This window comes from Paraburkholderia sp. EB58, assembly GCF_050436665.1.
GTDB lineage: Bacteria > Pseudomonadota > Gammaproteobacteria > Burkholderiales > Burkholderiaceae > Paraburkholderia.
On the sequence record NZ_JBNDMQ010000012.1, the window covers coordinates 77,995 to 94,530 of the forward strand.

Genomic DNA, 16,536 nt, shown 5'->3' on the forward strand with positions numbered 1-16,536 from the left:
AAAGTTTATAATCAATCGATTGTCATAAGAGCGTCATCATACTGTGAGAATTTCCGAGCGTCTTTCGCCTTCCCTACCCGACCTTCCATTCTCGCTTCCGATGTCCACCCGCTACCCCCTGCTGAACCGCGAACTGGGCATCCTGGGTTTTAACGAGCGCGTGCTGGCGCAAGCCGCCGATCCCGCCGTGCCCCTGCTCGAACGCCTACGTTTTATCTGCATCACCAGCAGCAATCTCGACGAATTCTTCGAAGTCCGTATGGCCGGGCTGCAGGAGCAGATGCGCGATAACCCTGGAGCGCTCTCGCCGGACGGCATGTCGCTGCAGCACGTCTACGACCTCGTGGTCGAGCGGGCACAGAAGCTCGTGCACCGCCAGTACCGCATGCTGCACGACACAGTACTCTCTGCGCTCGAACAGGAAGGCATTTATTTTCACGGCACGGAAGCATGGAATGAAGCGCAGACCGAATGGGCGCGGAACTACTTTTTCGACGAACTGCTGCCCGTCCTGACGCCGATCGGCCTCGATCCCGCGCATCCGTTTCCGCGCGTGCTCAATAAAAGCCTGAACTTTGTCGTCGAACTCGAAGGCAAAGATGCATTCGGCCGCCAGGCGCTGATGGGCATCGTGCAGGCGCCGCGTGCGTTGCCGCGGCTCGTCCGCATGCCGCAGGAACTGTCGGGCTATCCGCACGGCTTCGTGCTGCTGAGCTCGCTGCTGCAGCGTTTCGTGGGCGAGCTGTTCCCGAATCTGGTGGTGCGTAGCTGCAATCAGTTCCGCATCACGCGCAACAGCGAACTGTTCGTCGACGAAGACGAAATCACCAACTTGCGCGTCGCGCTGCAAGGTGAACTGCCGGCGCGCCACCTCGGCAACGCCGTGCGCCTCGAAGTGTCGGCGGAGACGCCCGCGCATCTGGTGCGGCGCCTGCTCGACGAGAGCGATCTGTCGGACAAGGACTGCTACTTCGTAGACGGCCCCGTCAATCTGGTGCGGCTGATGCAGTTGCCGGAGATGGTGGACCGCCCCGATTTGAAATTCGTCCCGCATATTCCGTCGATCCCGCCGCAGATCGCCAATAGTGCGAGCCTGTTCGATGTGATCGATCAGGGCGATGTGCTGCTGCATCACCCGTACGAAAGCTTCCAGCCCGTGCTCGAACTGCTGTTGCAGGCGGCCAAAGACCAGAACGTGATGGCGATCAAGCAGACCATCTATCGTACCGGCACCGATTCGCCGCTGATGGACGCGCTGATGCAGGCCGCGCGCAACGGCAAGGAAGTCACCGTGGTGGTGGAGCTGCTCGCGCGCTTCGACGAAGAAACCAATATCAACTGGGCGGCGCAGCTTGAAGCCGTGGGCGCGCACGTCGTCTACGGCGTGGTGGGCCATAAGTGCCACGCGAAGATGATGCTGATCGTGCGCCGCGTGTCGCACAACGGCAAGATGACGCTCAAGCGTTATGCGCACCTCGGCACCGGCAACTATCACCCGCGTACCGCACGTCTGTATAGCGACTTCGGCCTGATGACGGCCGACCAGAAGATCTGCGAAGACGTGCATCACGTGTTCCAGCAGCTCACTGGCATCGGCGGTGAGCTGAAGCTGCACGAGCTGTGGCAGTCGCCGTTCACGCTGCATCCGAAGCTCGTCGAGGCGATTCGCGCCGAGGCGGAGCATGCACGCGCCGGCAAGAAGGCACGCATCGTCGCCAAGATGAATGCGCTGCTCGAGCCGACCGTGATTGCCGAGCTGTACGAAGCATCGATGGCTGGCGTGAAAATCGATCTGATCGTGCGCGGCGTGTGTTCGTTGCAACCGGGTGTACCGGGGCTGTCGGAGAATATTACGGTACGCTCGATCGTCGGGCGCTTCCTCGAGCACCATCGGATCTTCTACTTCTACAACGAAGGTAAAGAGGACGTGTATCTGTCGAGCGCCGACTGGATGGACCGCAATTTCTTCCGGCGTGTCGAAGTGGCGTTTCCGATCAACAACCGCCGCCTGAAACGCCGTGTGATCGCTGAGGGCCTGTCGGCGTTCCTCGGCGACAACCAGTCGGCGTGGCTCATGCAAAGCGACGGACACTATCGCCGTCGCAGGCCGGGCAAGTCGTCGCGCAATGCGCAGATGAGTCTGCTTGGGAAGTTCTGTTCCTGAGCCTCGCGCGAGGCGAAGCGAGCCGCCAACATTGCGGCTCGCCGCAGGAGTCGTAAAAAAACCGCCTGAACAGGCGGTTTTTTATTGGGCCTTCGAGAAGCCTTCAGGCCATCAACCCATCAAGCCGGAGCGGGCTGCCGCCGCGCCGTGCGGAACACCGGGAAACGCACGGTGAAGGTGCTGCCGCGCCCTTCTTCGCTCTTCACTTCGAGTTGCGCATCGTGCCGTTGCAGCACGTGTTTGACGATCGCGAGACCGAGGCCCGTGCCGCCGGTGTCACGCGAGCGGCTGCGGTCCACCCGGTAAAATCGTTCGGTGAGCCTGGGAATATCCGCGGCGGGAATACCCAGGCCGCTATCGGTCACGGAAAAGACCGCACTGCCGCCGTTGGCCTGCCACGTCACATTAATTTTTCCGCCGTCCGGAGTGTAGCGGATCGCATTGGTCACGAGGTTGCCGAGCGCGCTCAGAATCTCGGTTTCGACGCCGGTCACGGTGAGCCCTTCGTCCGCGTCGAAGGTGATGTGATGGTGATCGCTCGACAAGCTTGCCGCATCGTCGCGCAGATGCCGCAGCACCGCGCGCATATCGATCATCTGGTCGCTCGGCGACTTGTTGTCGCCTTCGAGTTTCGCGAGCACCAGCAAATCGTCGACGATATGCCGCATGCGCGCCGCCTGTTGCTCCATCAACTCGAGGTAGCGCGCGCGTTCAGCTTCGCCTAGCGGCAACTCGCGCATCGTCTCCAGAAAGCCGGACAGCACAGTGAGCGGCGTCTTCAGTTCATGCGAGACGTTGGCCACGAAGTCGCGCCGCATCGCGTCAGTACGTTCGAGTTCGGTAATGTCCTGCGACAGCACCAGCTTGCGGTTTTCGCCGTACGGAAACACCTGCACCGACAGCACGTTCTGGCGCTTCTCGCCCATCCCGCGCATGATCAGCATCTCTTCGTAATGATGCGAGTTCAGGTAGCGGACGAAGTCGGGCTGGCGCACGAGGTGCGTGATGTGCTGGCGCAGGTCGCGCTTCGCATCAAGGCCGAAGTGCACCTCGGAGATTGCGTTGCACCACTCGATCTGATCGTGATCGTCGAGCATCGCCACGCCGTTCGGCGAAGCCTGGATGGCCTGAATGAAACGCGAATGCTGCTGCTCGACCTGGCGCACCTGGGCATGCCAGCGCTTCGCGAGTTTATGCAGCCGGTAGTAGATTTCGCCCCAGACACCGGGCGCGCTCGGCACTTCGCCGTAGACCGGCGCATCGAGCAGACGCCACAGACGCTGTTTATGGAAGGTGCTAAAGACGCTCTGCGCGATCAGCACGACGATCGCGACGATCAGTGCAGTCCTGACGCTGACGAACACGCCAAGCAACGCGCACAGAACAGCAAGCAGCACGACCGACACAATGGAACGCGCCCAGATGATGTTCATGTTCTAGCGATCGAAGAGAAGACGATACGCGCCGCGATTAAATCGCGCGGCGCGGGAGTGCAAACGGCGCTAACCGTCGTTCAGCCTTAAGCCCCTCAAACCTGCCGAACCGGTCAAACGGTAGAAACGGTACAAGCGGGTATTACGCGCTCTTCGCGAGCCGGTAACCGCTGCCCCGCACCGTCTCAATCATAGCATCGCACCCTGCCGGCTTGAGCGCGGCACGCAGGCGCTTGATATGGACGTCCACCGTGCGCTCTTCGACGAACACGTGGTCGCCCCATACCTGATCGAGCAGTTGCGTGCGGCTATGCACGCGCTCCGGATGGGTCATGAAGAAGTGCAGCAGACGGAACTCTGTCGGCCCGAGATCGAGCTTGATCTCGCTGCCTTCCGCATGCGCCGCCACGCGATGCGTTGCCGGATCGAGCTTCAGACCGTTGATCGCGACCACGTCCTCGGTTAGCTGCGGCGCACGGCGGCGCAGCACCGCCTTGATCCGCGCCATCAGTTCCTTCGGCGAGAACGGCTTGGTGACGTAGTCGTCCGCGCCGATCTCGAGGCCGAGCACCTTGTCCTGCTCATCGCCACGCGCGGTGAGCATGATGATCGGAATGTGCTTGGTCCGCTCGTTGTTGCGCAGATCGCGGGCGAACGCAATGCCTGACTTGCCCGGCAGCATCCAGTCGAGCAGGACGAGGTCGGGCAGCACATCGCTGATCAGGTTCTGCGCCTGCTCCGCGTTATAGGCGCGGATCGGGCAATGGCCCGCGTGCTGAAGATTGACCGAAATCAGTTCGGAAATCGCGGGCTCATCTTCGATGACGAGAATGCTGCTGGGCATCGGCACCTCTTGACCTTTATACGGTGGGTTAACTGAGTGCTTCGCGTTCGAGCGCGTCGCGCGACTTGTGCCGCACGTCGGTGCCCTTGACGATGTAGATGATGAATTCAGCAATGTTCTTTGCGTGGTCGCCGATCCGCTCGATCGCCTTGGCGATGAAGAGGAAGTCGAGGCCCACCGAGATCGAACGCGGATCTTCCGTCATGTACGAAATCAGCTTGCGCACGAAGGCACGGAATTCCTCGTCGATCGCCTTGTCGTCGCGCACGATCTGCGCGGCCGCCACGGTATCGAGACGCGCGAACGCGTCGAGCGCACGGCGCAGGATCGACACCGCCATCTCGCCGGACAGCTTGATCTCGGCGATATTGATGGTGCGCGACGCGCCGTCTTCCATCAGACGCTTGGTGCGTTTCGCAATCTTCTCGGCTTCGTCGCCGGCGCGCTCGAGATTCGTAATGGTCTTCGAGATCGCGATCAGGAGGCGCAGGTCCCGCGCGGCCGGTTGACGGCGCGCGATGATGTTGCTGCACTCTTCGTCGATATCGACTTCCATCTTGTTCAGGCGATCCTCGGCAGTGATCACCTGCTCGCACATATCCAGATCGAAGTTATTGAGCGCGTTCATCGCATTGACAATCTGCGATTCAACGAGGCCGCCCATTTCGAGGACCTTCGAGGAAACGAGATTGAGGTCGGCGTCGAACTGGCTGGAGAGGTGTTTGTCGGACATGTCGTGCTCCCTTATTGTGCTCGCCGGATTTAACCGAAGCGGCCGGTAATGTAGTCCTCGGTTTCCTTGCGGACCGGCTTGATAAAGATCTTTTCGGTGTCACCGAATTCGATCAGCTCGCCGAGGTACATGTAGGCAGTGTAGTCCGAACACCGTGCGGCCTGTTGCATGTTGTGGGTAACGATCACCACGGTGTAGTCGCTCTTCAGTTCGGCGATCAGTTCTTCGATACGTCCCGTGGAAATCGGGTCGAGCGCCGAGCACGGTTCGTCGAGCAGCAGCACTTCCGGGCGGATCGCAATGCCGCGTGCAATGCACAGGCGCTGCTGCTGGCCGCCCGAGAGGCCGTAGCCGCTCTGACCGAGCTTGTCCTTCACTTCGTTCCACAGCGCCGCTTTGGTCAGCGCCCATTCGACGCGGTCGTCCATTTCCGAGCGCGGCAGCGTTTCAAACATTTTCACGCCGAACGCGATGTTGTCGTAGATCGACATCGGGAACGGAGTCGGCTTCTGGAACACCATGCCGATCCGCGCGCGCAACAGCGAAATATCGCGCTTGGAGGTCAGCAGGTTTTCGCCGTCCATCAGGATCTCGCCTTCGGCGCGCTGCTCCGGATAGAGCGCGTACATCTTGTTGAAGGTGCGCAGCAGCGTGGACTTGCCACAGCCCGACGGGCCGATGAACGCGGTCACCTTGCCTTCGGGAATGCGCAGGTTGATGTTCTTCAACGCGTGGTACTTGCCGTAGAAGAAGTTGAGGTCGTTGACCTCGATCTTCGGCTGCGCCGACGCTTGGGCACTGTTGCCCTGGGCGGGGTCGAAACCGGCGGGCGCGGTGGGACGCGCAATCGGATTGAATTGAGTTTCTGCCATGTTCATCGGATGTGCTCCGCCCTTACTTTTTCGAAAAGATCGTACGCGCGAGGATATTCAATCCCAGCACCCCGAGCGTGATCAGGAAGACGCCGGCCCAGGCAAGCGATTGCCACTGCGGGAAGGCGCTCATCGCAAACTGATAGATCGTGACCGGCAGGTTGGCGACCGGCTGATTCATGTTCCACGAGAAGAACTGATTCGACATCGCGGTGAACAGCAGCGGTGCCGTTTCACCGGCAATTCGCGCCACACCGAGCAGCACGCCGGTGATGATGCCCGCCACCGACGCCTTCAGCGTAATCGACATCACCATCTTCCACTTCGGCGTGCCGAGTGCGAATGCGGCTTCACGCAAGGCGTTCGGCACCAGCTTCAGCATGTTTTCGGTGGTGCGGATCACAATCGGAATCTGCAGCAGCGCGAGCGCGAACACGCCGGCCCAGCCGCTGAAGTGTCCCATCTTCGCCACGAAGAGCGCGTAGACGAACAGGCCCACCACGATCGACGGCGCCGACAACAGGATGTCGTTGATAAAGCGCGTGACGCTGGCAAGCCAGCCCTTCTGGCCGTATTCAGCGAGATACACGCCGGCGAGAATGCCGATCGGAGTGCCGACGAATGTCGCCAGCCCGATCAGCATCAGGCTGCCGACGATGGCGTTGGCGAGCCCGCCGCCATCGGTGTTCGGCGGCGGCGTCGACTGCGTGAACAGTTCGATCGACAGACCGCTGATACCAAGACGCAGCGTCGTATAAAGAATCCACACGAGCCAGATGAGACCGAAGGCCATCGCCGCGAGCGAGAGCGTCAACGCAATCGCGTTCTTCACGCGCCGGCGCCCCTGCAGCTTGGTGCGCATCGCCTCCAGAACGGCGGCGTCGTGCGAACCGGGAATATTCAATGAGGACTGGCTCATTTCGCGCCCTCCCCTTTTTCGAGACGAAGCAGCATGATCTTCGAGATCGCGAGCACGATGAAAGTAATCACAAACAGGATCAGGCCGAGTTCCATCAGCGCGGAGGTGTGCAGGCCCGGATCCGCTTCCGCGAACTCGTTGGCCAGCGCCGACGTAATACTGTTGCCGGGCGAAAACAGCGAAACGTTATTGAGCAGATTGGTGTTGCCGATCACGAAGGTGACGGCCATCGTCTCGCCGAGCGCGCGGCCCAGACCCAGCATGACGCCACCGATCACGCCGCTCTTGGTGAACGGCAGGACGATCTTCCACATCACTTCCCAGGTCGTGCAGCCGATCCCGTAAGCCGATTCCTTCAGCAGAACCGGTGTGACTTCGAAGACATCGCGCATCACCGAGGCGATGTACGGAATGATCATGATCGCAAGAATGACCCCGGCGCACAGGATGCCGATGCCGATGGGCGGGCCCTGGAAAAACGCGCCGATAAACGGAATGCCGCCGAGCACGGTACCGAGCGGCTTTTCGAACCACGTCGCGAAGATCGGCGCGAACACCAGCAGGCCCCACATACCGTAGACGATCGAAGGGATCGCAGCCAGCAGCTCGATGGCAACGCCGAGCGGCCGGCGCAGCCACGCGGGCGCCAGTTCAGTGAGGAACAGTGCGATGCCGAAGCTGACCGGCACCGCGATAACGAGAGCAATGATCGACGTGGCGATCGTGCCGTAGATCGGCACCAGCGCGCCGAATTTCTGGCTGGGTGGATCCCAGTCGGCGGTCCACAAAAAGCTCAGACCGAATTGCTTGATCGACGGCAGCGAGGCGACGATCAGCGAGACGATGATGCCGCCGAGCAGCAGGAGCGTGACGATCGCGGCGAGGCGCGCGAGACCGCCGAAAATAACATCGCCGGCGCGACTAGGCGCTTTCTGCTGCGACGCGCTGCCGGACGTGCTCGACACGAGAGGGATGTCGGACATGGGAACCTATGCACCTGTGACCATATGCTGCATGACACGACGCCATGCAACCAGTACTACAGCCGCCCAGCCTCACATGAGGCTGGGCGGCTTGTTGCTGCTTGCTAACGCTTACTCGGCGACCGACTTGCCCGAAGCGTCCTTCACCTTGTCTTTCCATTGCGACTTGATTTGCGTCACAACCGATTCCGGCAGCGAGATGTAGTCGAGGCTGTCAGCGGCCGACGTACCGTTTTTGAACGCCCAGTCGAAGAACTTCAGCGTTTCGGCGCCTTGCGGTGCCTTGTCCTGCGTCGTGTGCAGCAGCACGAACGTTGCGCCGACGACCGGCCATGCGTCCTTGCCCGGTTCGTTCGTCAGGATCTGGTAGAACGACTTCGACCAATCCGCGCCGGCAGCCGCTGCCTTGAACGTTTCCGTCTTCGGCTCAACCACGTTGCCTGCCGAGTTCTTCAGGTCGACGTAGACCATCTTGTTCTGCTTCGCGTACGCCCATTCGACATAACCGATTGCGCCCGGCAGGCGTTGCACGAAGGCTGCGACGCCGTCGTTGCCCTTGCCGCCCGTGCCCGTCGGCCAGCTGACCGTTGCGCCTTCACCGACCTTCGACTTCCAGTCTGCGTTGACCTTCGACAGATAGTTCGTCCAGATGAAGCTGGTGCCCGAACCGTCAGCACGGCGCACCACAGCGATATCCGTATCCGGCAGCTTTGCCTTCGGATTCAGTGCAGCGATCGCCGGATCGTTCCACTTCTTGATCTTGCCCAGGTAGATGTCGCCGAGCACTTCGCCCGACAGCACCAGTTGGCCCGGGGTCACGCCCGGCAGGTTCACGACCGGTACCACGCCGCCGACCACCGTCGGGAACTGGAACAGGCCGTCCTTGGCCAGTTCGTCGTCCTTCAGCGGAGCGTCCGAACCTGCGAAATCGACCGTCTTGGCGATGATCTGCTTGACGCCGCCCGACGAACCGATACCTTGATAGTTGACCTTACCGCCGCCCGACTTTTGATAAGCGTCAGCCCACTTCGTATAGATGGGTGCTGCAAAGGTGCTGCCTGCGCCGGTGATGTCGGCGGCTTGCGCTGCGATCGCGAAGAGCGCGCCAGCCAAGCCAGCGAACGCAGTTTGCATCAATTTCATGAGACCTCCAGTGGTGTGAGCGGATTACACGACACCGCGAAGGATAGGGTCTCTTTGTGACAGTCACGTGACGAACCGTGAATGAAGCGTGACAATAAGGTTACAGCCGTGAAAGGCTGAGTGGGCGGGTGAAAGTTACGTGAACGGTGTCTTCGCCACCTCTGTAGAGATTGGGCGAAAAATGCGCGGCGGGAGCATTTGCGCGCAGATGAGGGGCTTCTGGAAGGGATTCCAGAGAAATGAAAGAACTTCGTAAGTGCGATGGGCGCGATGACGGTGCGAAGGTCGTGTGCTTCGCGAACTGCGATTAAGCGAGCTTCGCCGCGGCTAATTGCCGCGGCGAAGCTCGCTACCCACTTTGTGTCCCGATCCTGATCAGGCAGTCTCCTGCTTCACCACACCTGCGATCGTCTCAGCATGATGAACGGCGTCATCCACGCTCTGCGCCTCGACCATCACACGTAGCACCGGCTCGGTCCCGGACGCGCGGATCAGCACGCGGCCGTGGCCATCGAGAGCCGCCTCAGCTGCGCTGATCGCGCGGCGGATCGCGTCGCTGCTCTTCCAGTCGGCACCCGGTTGCATGCGCACATTGATTAGCTTTTGCGGGAACAGCGTCACGCCTTCGAGCAGTTGCGCCAGCGACTTGCCGCTGCGCTTCATCGCCGCCAGCACCAGCAGCGACGAGACAATGCCGTCGCCGGTCGAATGGCGGTCGAGCGAGAGGATGTGCCCCGAGCCCTCGGCGCCAAGCTGCCAGCCGTGCTCGCGCAGTTGTTCGAGCACGTAGCGGTCGCCGACCGCAGCACGCACGAACTGCACACCGGCGCGCTGCAACGCGACTTCCACGGCCATATTGCTCATCAAGGTACCGACCGCGCCTTCCACCCTGCCTTCGGTCTCGATGCGGTCCTTGACCAGCACGTATAGCAGTTCGTCACCGTTGTAGAGGCGGCCCGCGGCGTCGACCACCTGCAGACGGTCGGCGTCGCCGTCGAGCGCGATGCCGAGATCCGCATGATTCGCCCGCACTGCGCGCACCAGTGCGTCGGGCGCGGTGGCGCCCACGCCGTCGTTGATGTTGAAGCCGTTCGGTGCGACACCGATCGGGATGACGTCGGCCCCGAGCTCATGGAACACATGCGGCGCGATGTCATACGCTGCGCCGTGCGCGCAATCGACTACCAGCCTCATGCCGCGCAGATCGAACGCGGCCGGAAAGGTGCTCTTGCAGAACTCGATATAGCGGCCGGCCGCGTCGTCGAGGCGGCGTGCCTTGCCAAGCTGCTCGGACGCCGCGCAGGCGAGCGGCTGATCCAATTGCTCCTCGATCTTCAGTTCGACCTCGTCGGGCAGCTTGTCGCCCTGGGCCGAGAAGAACTTGATACCGTTGTCGTAGTACGGATTGTGCGACGCGCTGATCACCACGCCGGCGGCGAGCCGCAGCGCGCGCGTCAGGTAGGCGATGCCCGGAGTGGGCATCGGACCCGCCAGCATGACGTCGACGCCCGCAGCGGAAAAGCCCGACTCGAGCGCGGCTTCGAGCATGTAGCCCGAGACCCGCGTGTCCTTGCCGATCAGGACGGTGGGACGCTGGCCGGTATTGGCCCAGCCATTGCCGCCGGCCAACACCTTGCCTGCGGCATAACCGAGCCGCAATACGAAATCGGGCGTAATCGGCCCCTCGCCGACCTTACCCCGGATGCCATCGGTACCGAAAAAGCGACGTGCCATCGTGTAGTTTTCCTCTCTCTTTTGGAAGGGTCAGCCGCGACGCGTCGCGTCACGCATCGCTGCCCAAACTTTTAATGCATCAACGGTTTGCGCGACATCATGCACGCGCAGTATGGCAGCACCGCGCTCAGCGGCACATACGGCAGCCGCGATACTTGCGGCCAGCCTTTCAGACGCGGCACGGCCCGTGACCGCCCCCAGCATCGACTTGCGCGACATGCCCGCCAATATCGGAAACGACGGCTCGCCGCGCGGCGCCGTGTCCGGCAGGTGGGCCAGCAAGGCGTAATTATGTTCGACCGTTGCCTTGCCGAAACCAAAACCGGGATCGACACTGATACGCCGTTTTGCGACACCCGCCTCGGCCAGCGCCGCCACCCGCTCCTCCAGAAACGCCCGCACTTCGCTTACCACATCCTGATAGGCCGGCGCGCCTACCTGCATGGTCTGCGGCTCGCCGAGCATATGCATCACGCATAGACCACATTGACTATCGCGCACGGCGTCGATAGCCCCGGGCATGCGAAAGCCCCAGATATCGTTGACGAGGTCCGCACCGGCCGCCAACGCGTGGCGCATGACTTCGGGCTTGTAGGTATCGACGGAAAGCGGCACCTCGGCACCACGCAACTGTTCGATGAGCGGAATCACCCGTTCCAGTTCCTCGTCGAGCGGCACCGGCGGCGCGCCAGGGCGGGTCGACTCGCCACCGATGTCGATGATGTCTGCGCCGTCGAGCATCATCCGCTCGGCCTGGCGCAGCGCGTCGCCGCGCACCGCGAACTTGCCGCCATCGGAGAAGGAATCGGGCGTGACATTGAGAATGCCCATCACCAACGGGCGCTCAAAGGTCAACGTGAAGCGGCCGCATTGCAGCGGCTCAGGCGGGGAGATAACAGGTAACGCGGTGTTCAAGACGTAACGGGCCATACAGGCGGGCAAATGGAGATCAATGCAAAACGGGCCGGTGTGGAATCACACCGGCCCGTGCTTTGGACTTGGCTTCGATCAGGCCGGCGCGGTCGCGCTGCCCGGCTTCACCTCGGTACCCGTGCTGCCACCCGACGATGCATCGCTTGCCGACGGCGGCGAGCTCTTCGGTGCACGCGGCGGACGACCCGCCATGATGTCGTTGATCTGATCGGCGTCGATCGTTTCCCACTCCATCAGGGCCGCGGTCATCGCTTCGACCTTGTCGCGGTTTTCGTCCAGGAGGCGCTTGGCGAGGTTGTACTGCTCGTCCAGCATGCGGCGGATTTCCGCGTCGACCTTCTGCTGCGTCGCTTCCGAAATGGTCCGCGTGAAACCGCGGCCAAACGGCGTAGCGTCGTTTTCGTCGTCAACGTAGACCATCGGTCCGAGCGCATCCGTCATGCCGAAGCGGGCCACCATGGCGCGGGCCGTAGCCGTTGCCTTGTTGAAGTCGTCCGAGGCGCCCGTGCTGATCAGGTTCAGGAACAACTCTTCCGCCACCCGGCCACCAAACAGAATCGCCAGACGATCCAGCAGATAGTCCTTCGAATACGTTTCGTTGTCGTGCTCCGGCAACTGCCACGTGACACCCAGTGCGCGACCGCGCGGGATGATCGTGACCTTGTGCACCGGATCGGCCTTCGGCAACAGCTTGGCAATCACCGCATGGCCCGACTCGTGGTACGCCGTGGCACGCTTCGATTCTTCGCGGATCACGGCCGACTTGCGCTCCGGACCCATGAAGATCTTGTCCTTGGCATCTTCGAAGTCAATCATTTCGACGATGCGCTTGCCGCGACGAGCCGCAAACAGCGCCGCTTCGTTCACGAGGTTCGCAAGGTCAGCGCCAGAGAAGCCCGGCGTGCCGCGTGCGATCACCGCTGCGTCGACGTCGTTCGAAATCGGCACCTTGCGCAGGTGGACCTTCATGATGTGTTCGCGGCCGCGGATGTCCGGCAGGCCAACATACACCTGGCGGTCGAAACGGCCCGGACGCAGCAGCGCCTTGTCGAGCACATCCGAACGGTTCGTAGCAGCAATCACGATCACGCCCGAGTTCGCTTCGAAGCCGTCCATCTCGACCAGCATCTGATTCAGCGTCTGTTCGCGTTCGTCGTTACCGCCGCCCATGCCGGCGCCGCGATGGCGACCAACCGCGTCGATTTCGTCGATGAACACGATGCACGGTGCATGCTTCTTGGCCTGTTCAAACATGTCGCGCACACGAGCCGCGCCGACACCCACGAACATTTCCACGAAGTCCGAACCCGAAATGCTGAAGAACGGCACTTTCGCTTCGCCGGCAATGGCGCGCGCAAGCAGCGTTTTACCCGTTCCCGGTGGCCCGACCAGCAGCACGCCGCGTGGTATGCGCCCCCCGAGCTTCTGGAACTTCTGCGGATCGCGCAGGAAGTCGACCAGTTCGGAGACTTCTTCCTTGGCTTCGTCGCAACCGGCGACGTCAGTGAAATTGATTGCGTTGTTGTTCTCATCGATCAGGCGTGCGCGGGACTTGCCGAACGAGAACGCACCGCCTTTCCCGCCCCCCTGCATCTGCCTCATCATGTAGAACCAGAACCCGATAATCAGGATTGTCGGTCCGAGGTAATACAGCGCGGACACAAGCGCGTTCGGTTCGTCATCGGCCTTACCGCTCACCTGAACGCCATACTTCATCAGGTCGCCGACCATCCAGATGTCGCCTGGCGACACGATCTGGTACTTCTGGCCGTCTGCTGGAGTGACCGTGAGGTTACGCCCCTGAACGATGACGTTCTTGACCTTGCCGTTCTTTGCGTCATCCATGAACTGCGAATAGGAAACGCCTTCCTGGACACGGGGCTTATCGAACTGCTTGAACACCGTAAACAGCACCAGTGCGATAACCAGCCACACTGCTGCCTTCGAAAACATATTGTTGTTCAAAGCACCACTCCTTCACTCATAGACGGGCGCCTACATTTGCCTTGCGGCACCACTAAAGCATTCTAATCCAGACCGCAGACCCCTGCCATAACCATTCTCTACCACAGAAATAGTGCAGGAGGCTGTCCCAGTGCCGCTTTTCCGGCAAATATGGGACTCAAAAAAATCGCGGAACGCCCGCCGGGCAACCCAACTAAGCGGGCCGTTTCAGATGCTTTCCCAAAATAAAAGTTTCCGACGATTTGTCCCGCGACGCCTTCGGCTTGCGGGCTGCCACCGTCTTAAACTGCTGCTTGAACTTTTCCACAATCTGGCTGTAGCCGCTGCCGTGAAAACATTTGACTAAAAGGGCTCCATCCGGCTTCAGGTGATTCTGCGAAAATTCCAGCGCGAGATCGCATACATGCTCGATCCGCGCGGCATCCGCCAGCGCCACTCCCGACAGGTTGGGCGCCATATCCGAAATTACAAGGTCGACCTGACGCGCTCCGACCAAATCTTCGAGTTGGTGCAGAACGGTGTCCTCGCGGAAGTCGCCCTGAATGAAGATGACGTCGGCAATCGGCTCCATGGGCAGCAGGTCGAGCGCGATGATTGTTCCGTCGATCCCGCCTTCCCGCGTCGCGTCGCGCTTCGAACCCTGCGCCAGCTTGTTGCGGGCGTACTGGCTCCAGCTACCGGGCGCCGAGCCCAGGTCGACAATGACCTGGCCGGGACGGATCAGCTTGTCCTGTTCGTCGATTTCCTTCAGCTTGTAGGCTGCGCGGGCACGATAGCCCTCCCGCTGCGCCAATTTCACGTAGGGATCGTTGATGTGATCGTGCAGCCACGACGTGTTGAACTTGTTTTTTGCCATTAAACGTTGAACTCTTGCTGCTTAATGCAGCGCTTTTAGCGGATAATACGCGTTTAATTCGCGCGGCTGCCGCCCAATGGGTCATGAACCCCGGGGCCATCAACCGCGATTCTCTGTTGTTCTGACGCGCCGCCCTGCTTGATCGAGCCAATGAGCGACCAAATCGCTCGAAACTGCAGGCGCCGCCATTTTAGTCGAGTCTCTCACTTTCCATGCCAGCCCTTAAAGTCTCTTCCGACCAACGCGCCGAGTTGCGCTCCCAGGCACATGCGCTCAAACCGGTGGTGCTCATCGGCGCCGAGGGGCTGACCGACGCCGTGCTGGCCGAGATCAAGGTCCACCTGGGCGCGCATCAACTGATCAAGATCCGCGTATTCGGCGACGAACGCGAAGAACGTCTGGCGATCTACGAACAGATCTGCGACACCCTCAACGCTGCGCCCATCCAGCATATCGGCAAGCTGCTGGTGATCTGGAAGCCGGAAGCGGCGGCCAAACCGTCAACCCACGCGAAACGTGGTGAGACGCCGAGCATCAAACGTGGCGAACTGCCGAGCGCCCGTCAAGCGGCGGCTGAAGATGCCAAGCCGGGCAAAGGCCGCGCCCCGCGCGTGGTGACGGTGATCAAGCCTTCTGAGATCCCGATGCGCAAGCCGAAGCCCAAAAAAGTTGTGGTACGCGGCAACGAACGCGTCACAGCGGGCGGCAATATCAAGCGCGCCAAGAAGCGCCAAACCAGCGCGAAGCGGCCGCATCAGTCGGTGAAGTAAGCTGTGTTGCAGCTGCGGGCGCCCTGCCCGCGGCCTTGCAGGTTGGGCGGGTAACCGCGCTCTGTTTAACCCCGCTGTTTAACCCGTTAAGCCCTTCCCTGCCGCACCTCGGGTGTCTTGCCCAGCCAGTGTTGCGCTCGCCGCGGTGGGCAGCTTCCACACCAGAGCGATAGCCAGCAAGCTCTCGATCAGATAAAACAGGCTCGACACGCCGTGCAGTACGCCGAAGCGCGTCGCATCAGGCGAATGCGCGACATCCGTGCCGGCCTCGAGCGCAGCCATGCGAATCGCATTCATGAACGGCTGCAGCGCAAAGTAACCGAGCAGCACGCATACCAGCATCCCGACAATCAGCCAGCGCAGGCGGCGATAGGCGTCGTTACCGCGACGGACCAGCACATTGGCAAGCCCAAGCAGCAAGACCCCGCACACCACGCCCAGCAAGCCTTCGATGCGAAACAGTTGCGCGGCGACCGCGCCGGCCGTCATCCGGTCAAGCGCCGTAAACAACACGGGTGCAACCGCATAACCGATGGTCAGCAAACTACCGACCCACACTACGGTCAGCAGCCGGAACACCCTATGCGGCACGGGGGAAGCCTGAGTAGACACCGGTGTACCCTTCAGATGTAGCTGACGGCGATGATTTCGTACTCGCGCACGCCGCCCGGTGCCTGCACCGATGCTACGTCGCCTTCCGACTTGCCGATCAATGCCCGCGCGATCGGCGAGCTGATCGAGATCAGGCCGTGCTCGAGGTCCGCTTCGTCGTCGCCGACGATCTGATACTTGACCGAAGCGCCCGATTTAAGGTCTTCCAGCTCAACGGTCGCGCCGAACACGATGCGGCCGTCCGCGTCCACTGCGGCGGGATCGATAATCTGTGCGCCGGCCAGCTTCGACTCGATTTCCGCAATGCGGCCCTCGATAAAACCCTGCTTTTCTTTCGCAGCGTCGTATTCGGCGTTTTCCGACAGATCGCCCTGGGCACGCGCTTCGGCGATCGAGTTGACGACCGCCGGACGTTCAACCGATTTCAGGTGCTGTAATTCATCGCGCAGCTTCTTGGCGCCACGCGTCGTCAATGGAATAGTGCTCATAAACAGCTCTAGTGGCAAAAAACGGCCGTAAAAAAAATCACCGCGGTTAAGTGCATCCCCGCTGGTGCCTGAACCCGGGCAAAGCCC

General features: G+C 61.3%; 15 protein-coding genes. 2 read left to right on the forward strand and 13 right to left on the reverse strand.

Going from position 1 to position 16,536, the window contains the following annotated elements:
- Window positions 1-100: 100 nt before the first annotated feature.
- Window positions 101-2,164 carry a polyphosphate kinase 1 gene (ppk1, locus tag P3T40_RS19140; RefSeq protein ID WP_429269301.1) on the forward strand — a complete coding sequence of 688 codons (2,064 nt, stop codon included), beginning with the start codon at window positions 101-103 and terminating at the stop codon, window positions 2,162-2,164.
- Between the two features lie 119 nt (window positions 2,165-2,283).
- On the opposite strand, the gene phoR is transcribed toward ppk1, so the two are convergent.
- From phoR to P3T40_RS19195, 11 genes are all read right to left on the reverse strand, one after another.
- Entirely contained in the window at window positions 2,284-3,597 is a 1,314-nt protein-coding gene (phoR, locus tag P3T40_RS19145) for a phosphate regulon sensor histidine kinase PhoR (RefSeq protein ID WP_429269302.1), read from the reverse strand.
- Window positions 3,598-3,739: 142 nt separating this feature from the next.
- Window positions 3,740-4,441, reverse strand: coding sequence for a phosphate regulon transcriptional regulator PhoB (gene phoB / locus P3T40_RS19150; RefSeq protein WP_006051991.1), 702 nt, complete (start codon window positions 4,439-4,441; stop codon window positions 3,740-3,742).
- Between the two features lie 28 nt (window positions 4,442-4,469).
- On the reverse strand, window positions 4,470-5,174 hold the full coding sequence (gene phoU / locus P3T40_RS19155; protein WP_074300240.1) for a phosphate signaling complex protein PhoU: 705 nt from the start codon (window positions 5,172-5,174) through the stop codon (window positions 4,470-4,472).
- Between the two features lie 29 nt (window positions 5,175-5,203).
- On the reverse strand, window positions 5,204-6,052 hold the full coding sequence (pstB, locus tag P3T40_RS19160) for a phosphate ABC transporter ATP-binding protein PstB (protein ID WP_429269303.1): 849 nt from the start codon (window positions 6,050-6,052) through the stop codon (window positions 5,204-5,206).
- Between the two features lie 16 nt (window positions 6,053-6,068).
- Window positions 6,069-6,965 (reverse strand): phosphate ABC transporter permease PstA, encoded by an 897-nt coding sequence (pstA, locus tag P3T40_RS19165; protein ID WP_429269304.1) that lies wholly within the window; start codon window positions 6,963-6,965, stop codon window positions 6,069-6,071.
- Entirely contained in the window at window positions 6,962-7,948 is a 987-nt protein-coding gene (gene pstC, locus P3T40_RS19170; RefSeq protein ID WP_429269305.1) for a phosphate ABC transporter permease PstC, read from the reverse strand. The genes pstA and pstC overlap by 4 nt, the downstream gene beginning before the upstream one ends.
- Window positions 7,949-8,059: 111 nt before the next feature.
- Window positions 8,060-9,091, reverse strand: coding sequence for a phosphate ABC transporter substrate-binding protein PstS (gene pstS / locus P3T40_RS19175; protein ID WP_429269306.1), 1,032 nt, complete (start codon window positions 9,089-9,091; stop codon window positions 8,060-8,062).
- Window positions 9,092-9,466: 375 nt separating this feature from the next.
- Window positions 9,467-10,825 carry a phosphoglucosamine mutase gene (gene glmM / locus P3T40_RS19180; protein WP_429269307.1) on the reverse strand — a complete coding sequence of 453 codons (1,359 nt, stop codon included), beginning with the start codon at window positions 10,823-10,825 and terminating at the stop codon, window positions 9,467-9,469.
- A 30-nt stretch (window positions 10,826-10,855) separates the two neighbouring features.
- Window positions 10,856-11,755, reverse strand: coding sequence for a dihydropteroate synthase (gene folP / locus P3T40_RS19185; protein WP_429269308.1), 900 nt, complete (start codon window positions 11,753-11,755; stop codon window positions 10,856-10,858).
- A 78-nt stretch (window positions 11,756-11,833) separates the two neighbouring features.
- A complete protein-coding gene (gene ftsH / locus P3T40_RS19190) occupies window positions 11,834-13,723 on the reverse strand; it encodes an ATP-dependent zinc metalloprotease FtsH (RefSeq protein WP_429269309.1) in 1,890 nt (629 codons plus the stop codon).
- A gap of 193 nt (window positions 13,724-13,916) precedes the next feature.
- Window positions 13,917-14,579, reverse strand: a complete 663-nt coding sequence (locus P3T40_RS19195; RefSeq protein WP_429269310.1) for an RlmE family RNA methyltransferase — start codon at window positions 14,577-14,579, stop codon at window positions 13,917-13,919.
- 212 nt (window positions 14,580-14,791) lie between these two features.
- Here P3T40_RS19195 and P3T40_RS19200 point away from each other — a divergent pair, with 212 nt between their 5' ends.
- Window positions 14,792-15,349, forward strand: coding sequence for a YhbY family RNA-binding protein (locus P3T40_RS19200; protein WP_429269311.1), 558 nt, complete (start codon window positions 14,792-14,794; stop codon window positions 15,347-15,349).
- A gap of 78 nt (window positions 15,350-15,427) precedes the next feature.
- Here P3T40_RS19200 and P3T40_RS19205 read toward each other — a convergent pair whose 3' ends face one another.
- Both P3T40_RS19205 and greA read right to left on the reverse strand, forming a co-directional pair.
- Window positions 15,428-15,940 (reverse strand): DUF4149 domain-containing protein, encoded by a 513-nt coding sequence (locus P3T40_RS19205; protein ID WP_429269424.1) that lies wholly within the window; start codon window positions 15,938-15,940, stop codon window positions 15,428-15,430.
- Between the two features lie 32 nt (window positions 15,941-15,972).
- A complete protein-coding gene (gene greA / locus P3T40_RS19210; protein WP_429269312.1) occupies window positions 15,973-16,449 on the reverse strand; it encodes a transcription elongation factor GreA in 477 nt (158 codons plus the stop codon).
- Between the last annotated feature and the right edge of the window lie 87 nt (window positions 16,450-16,536).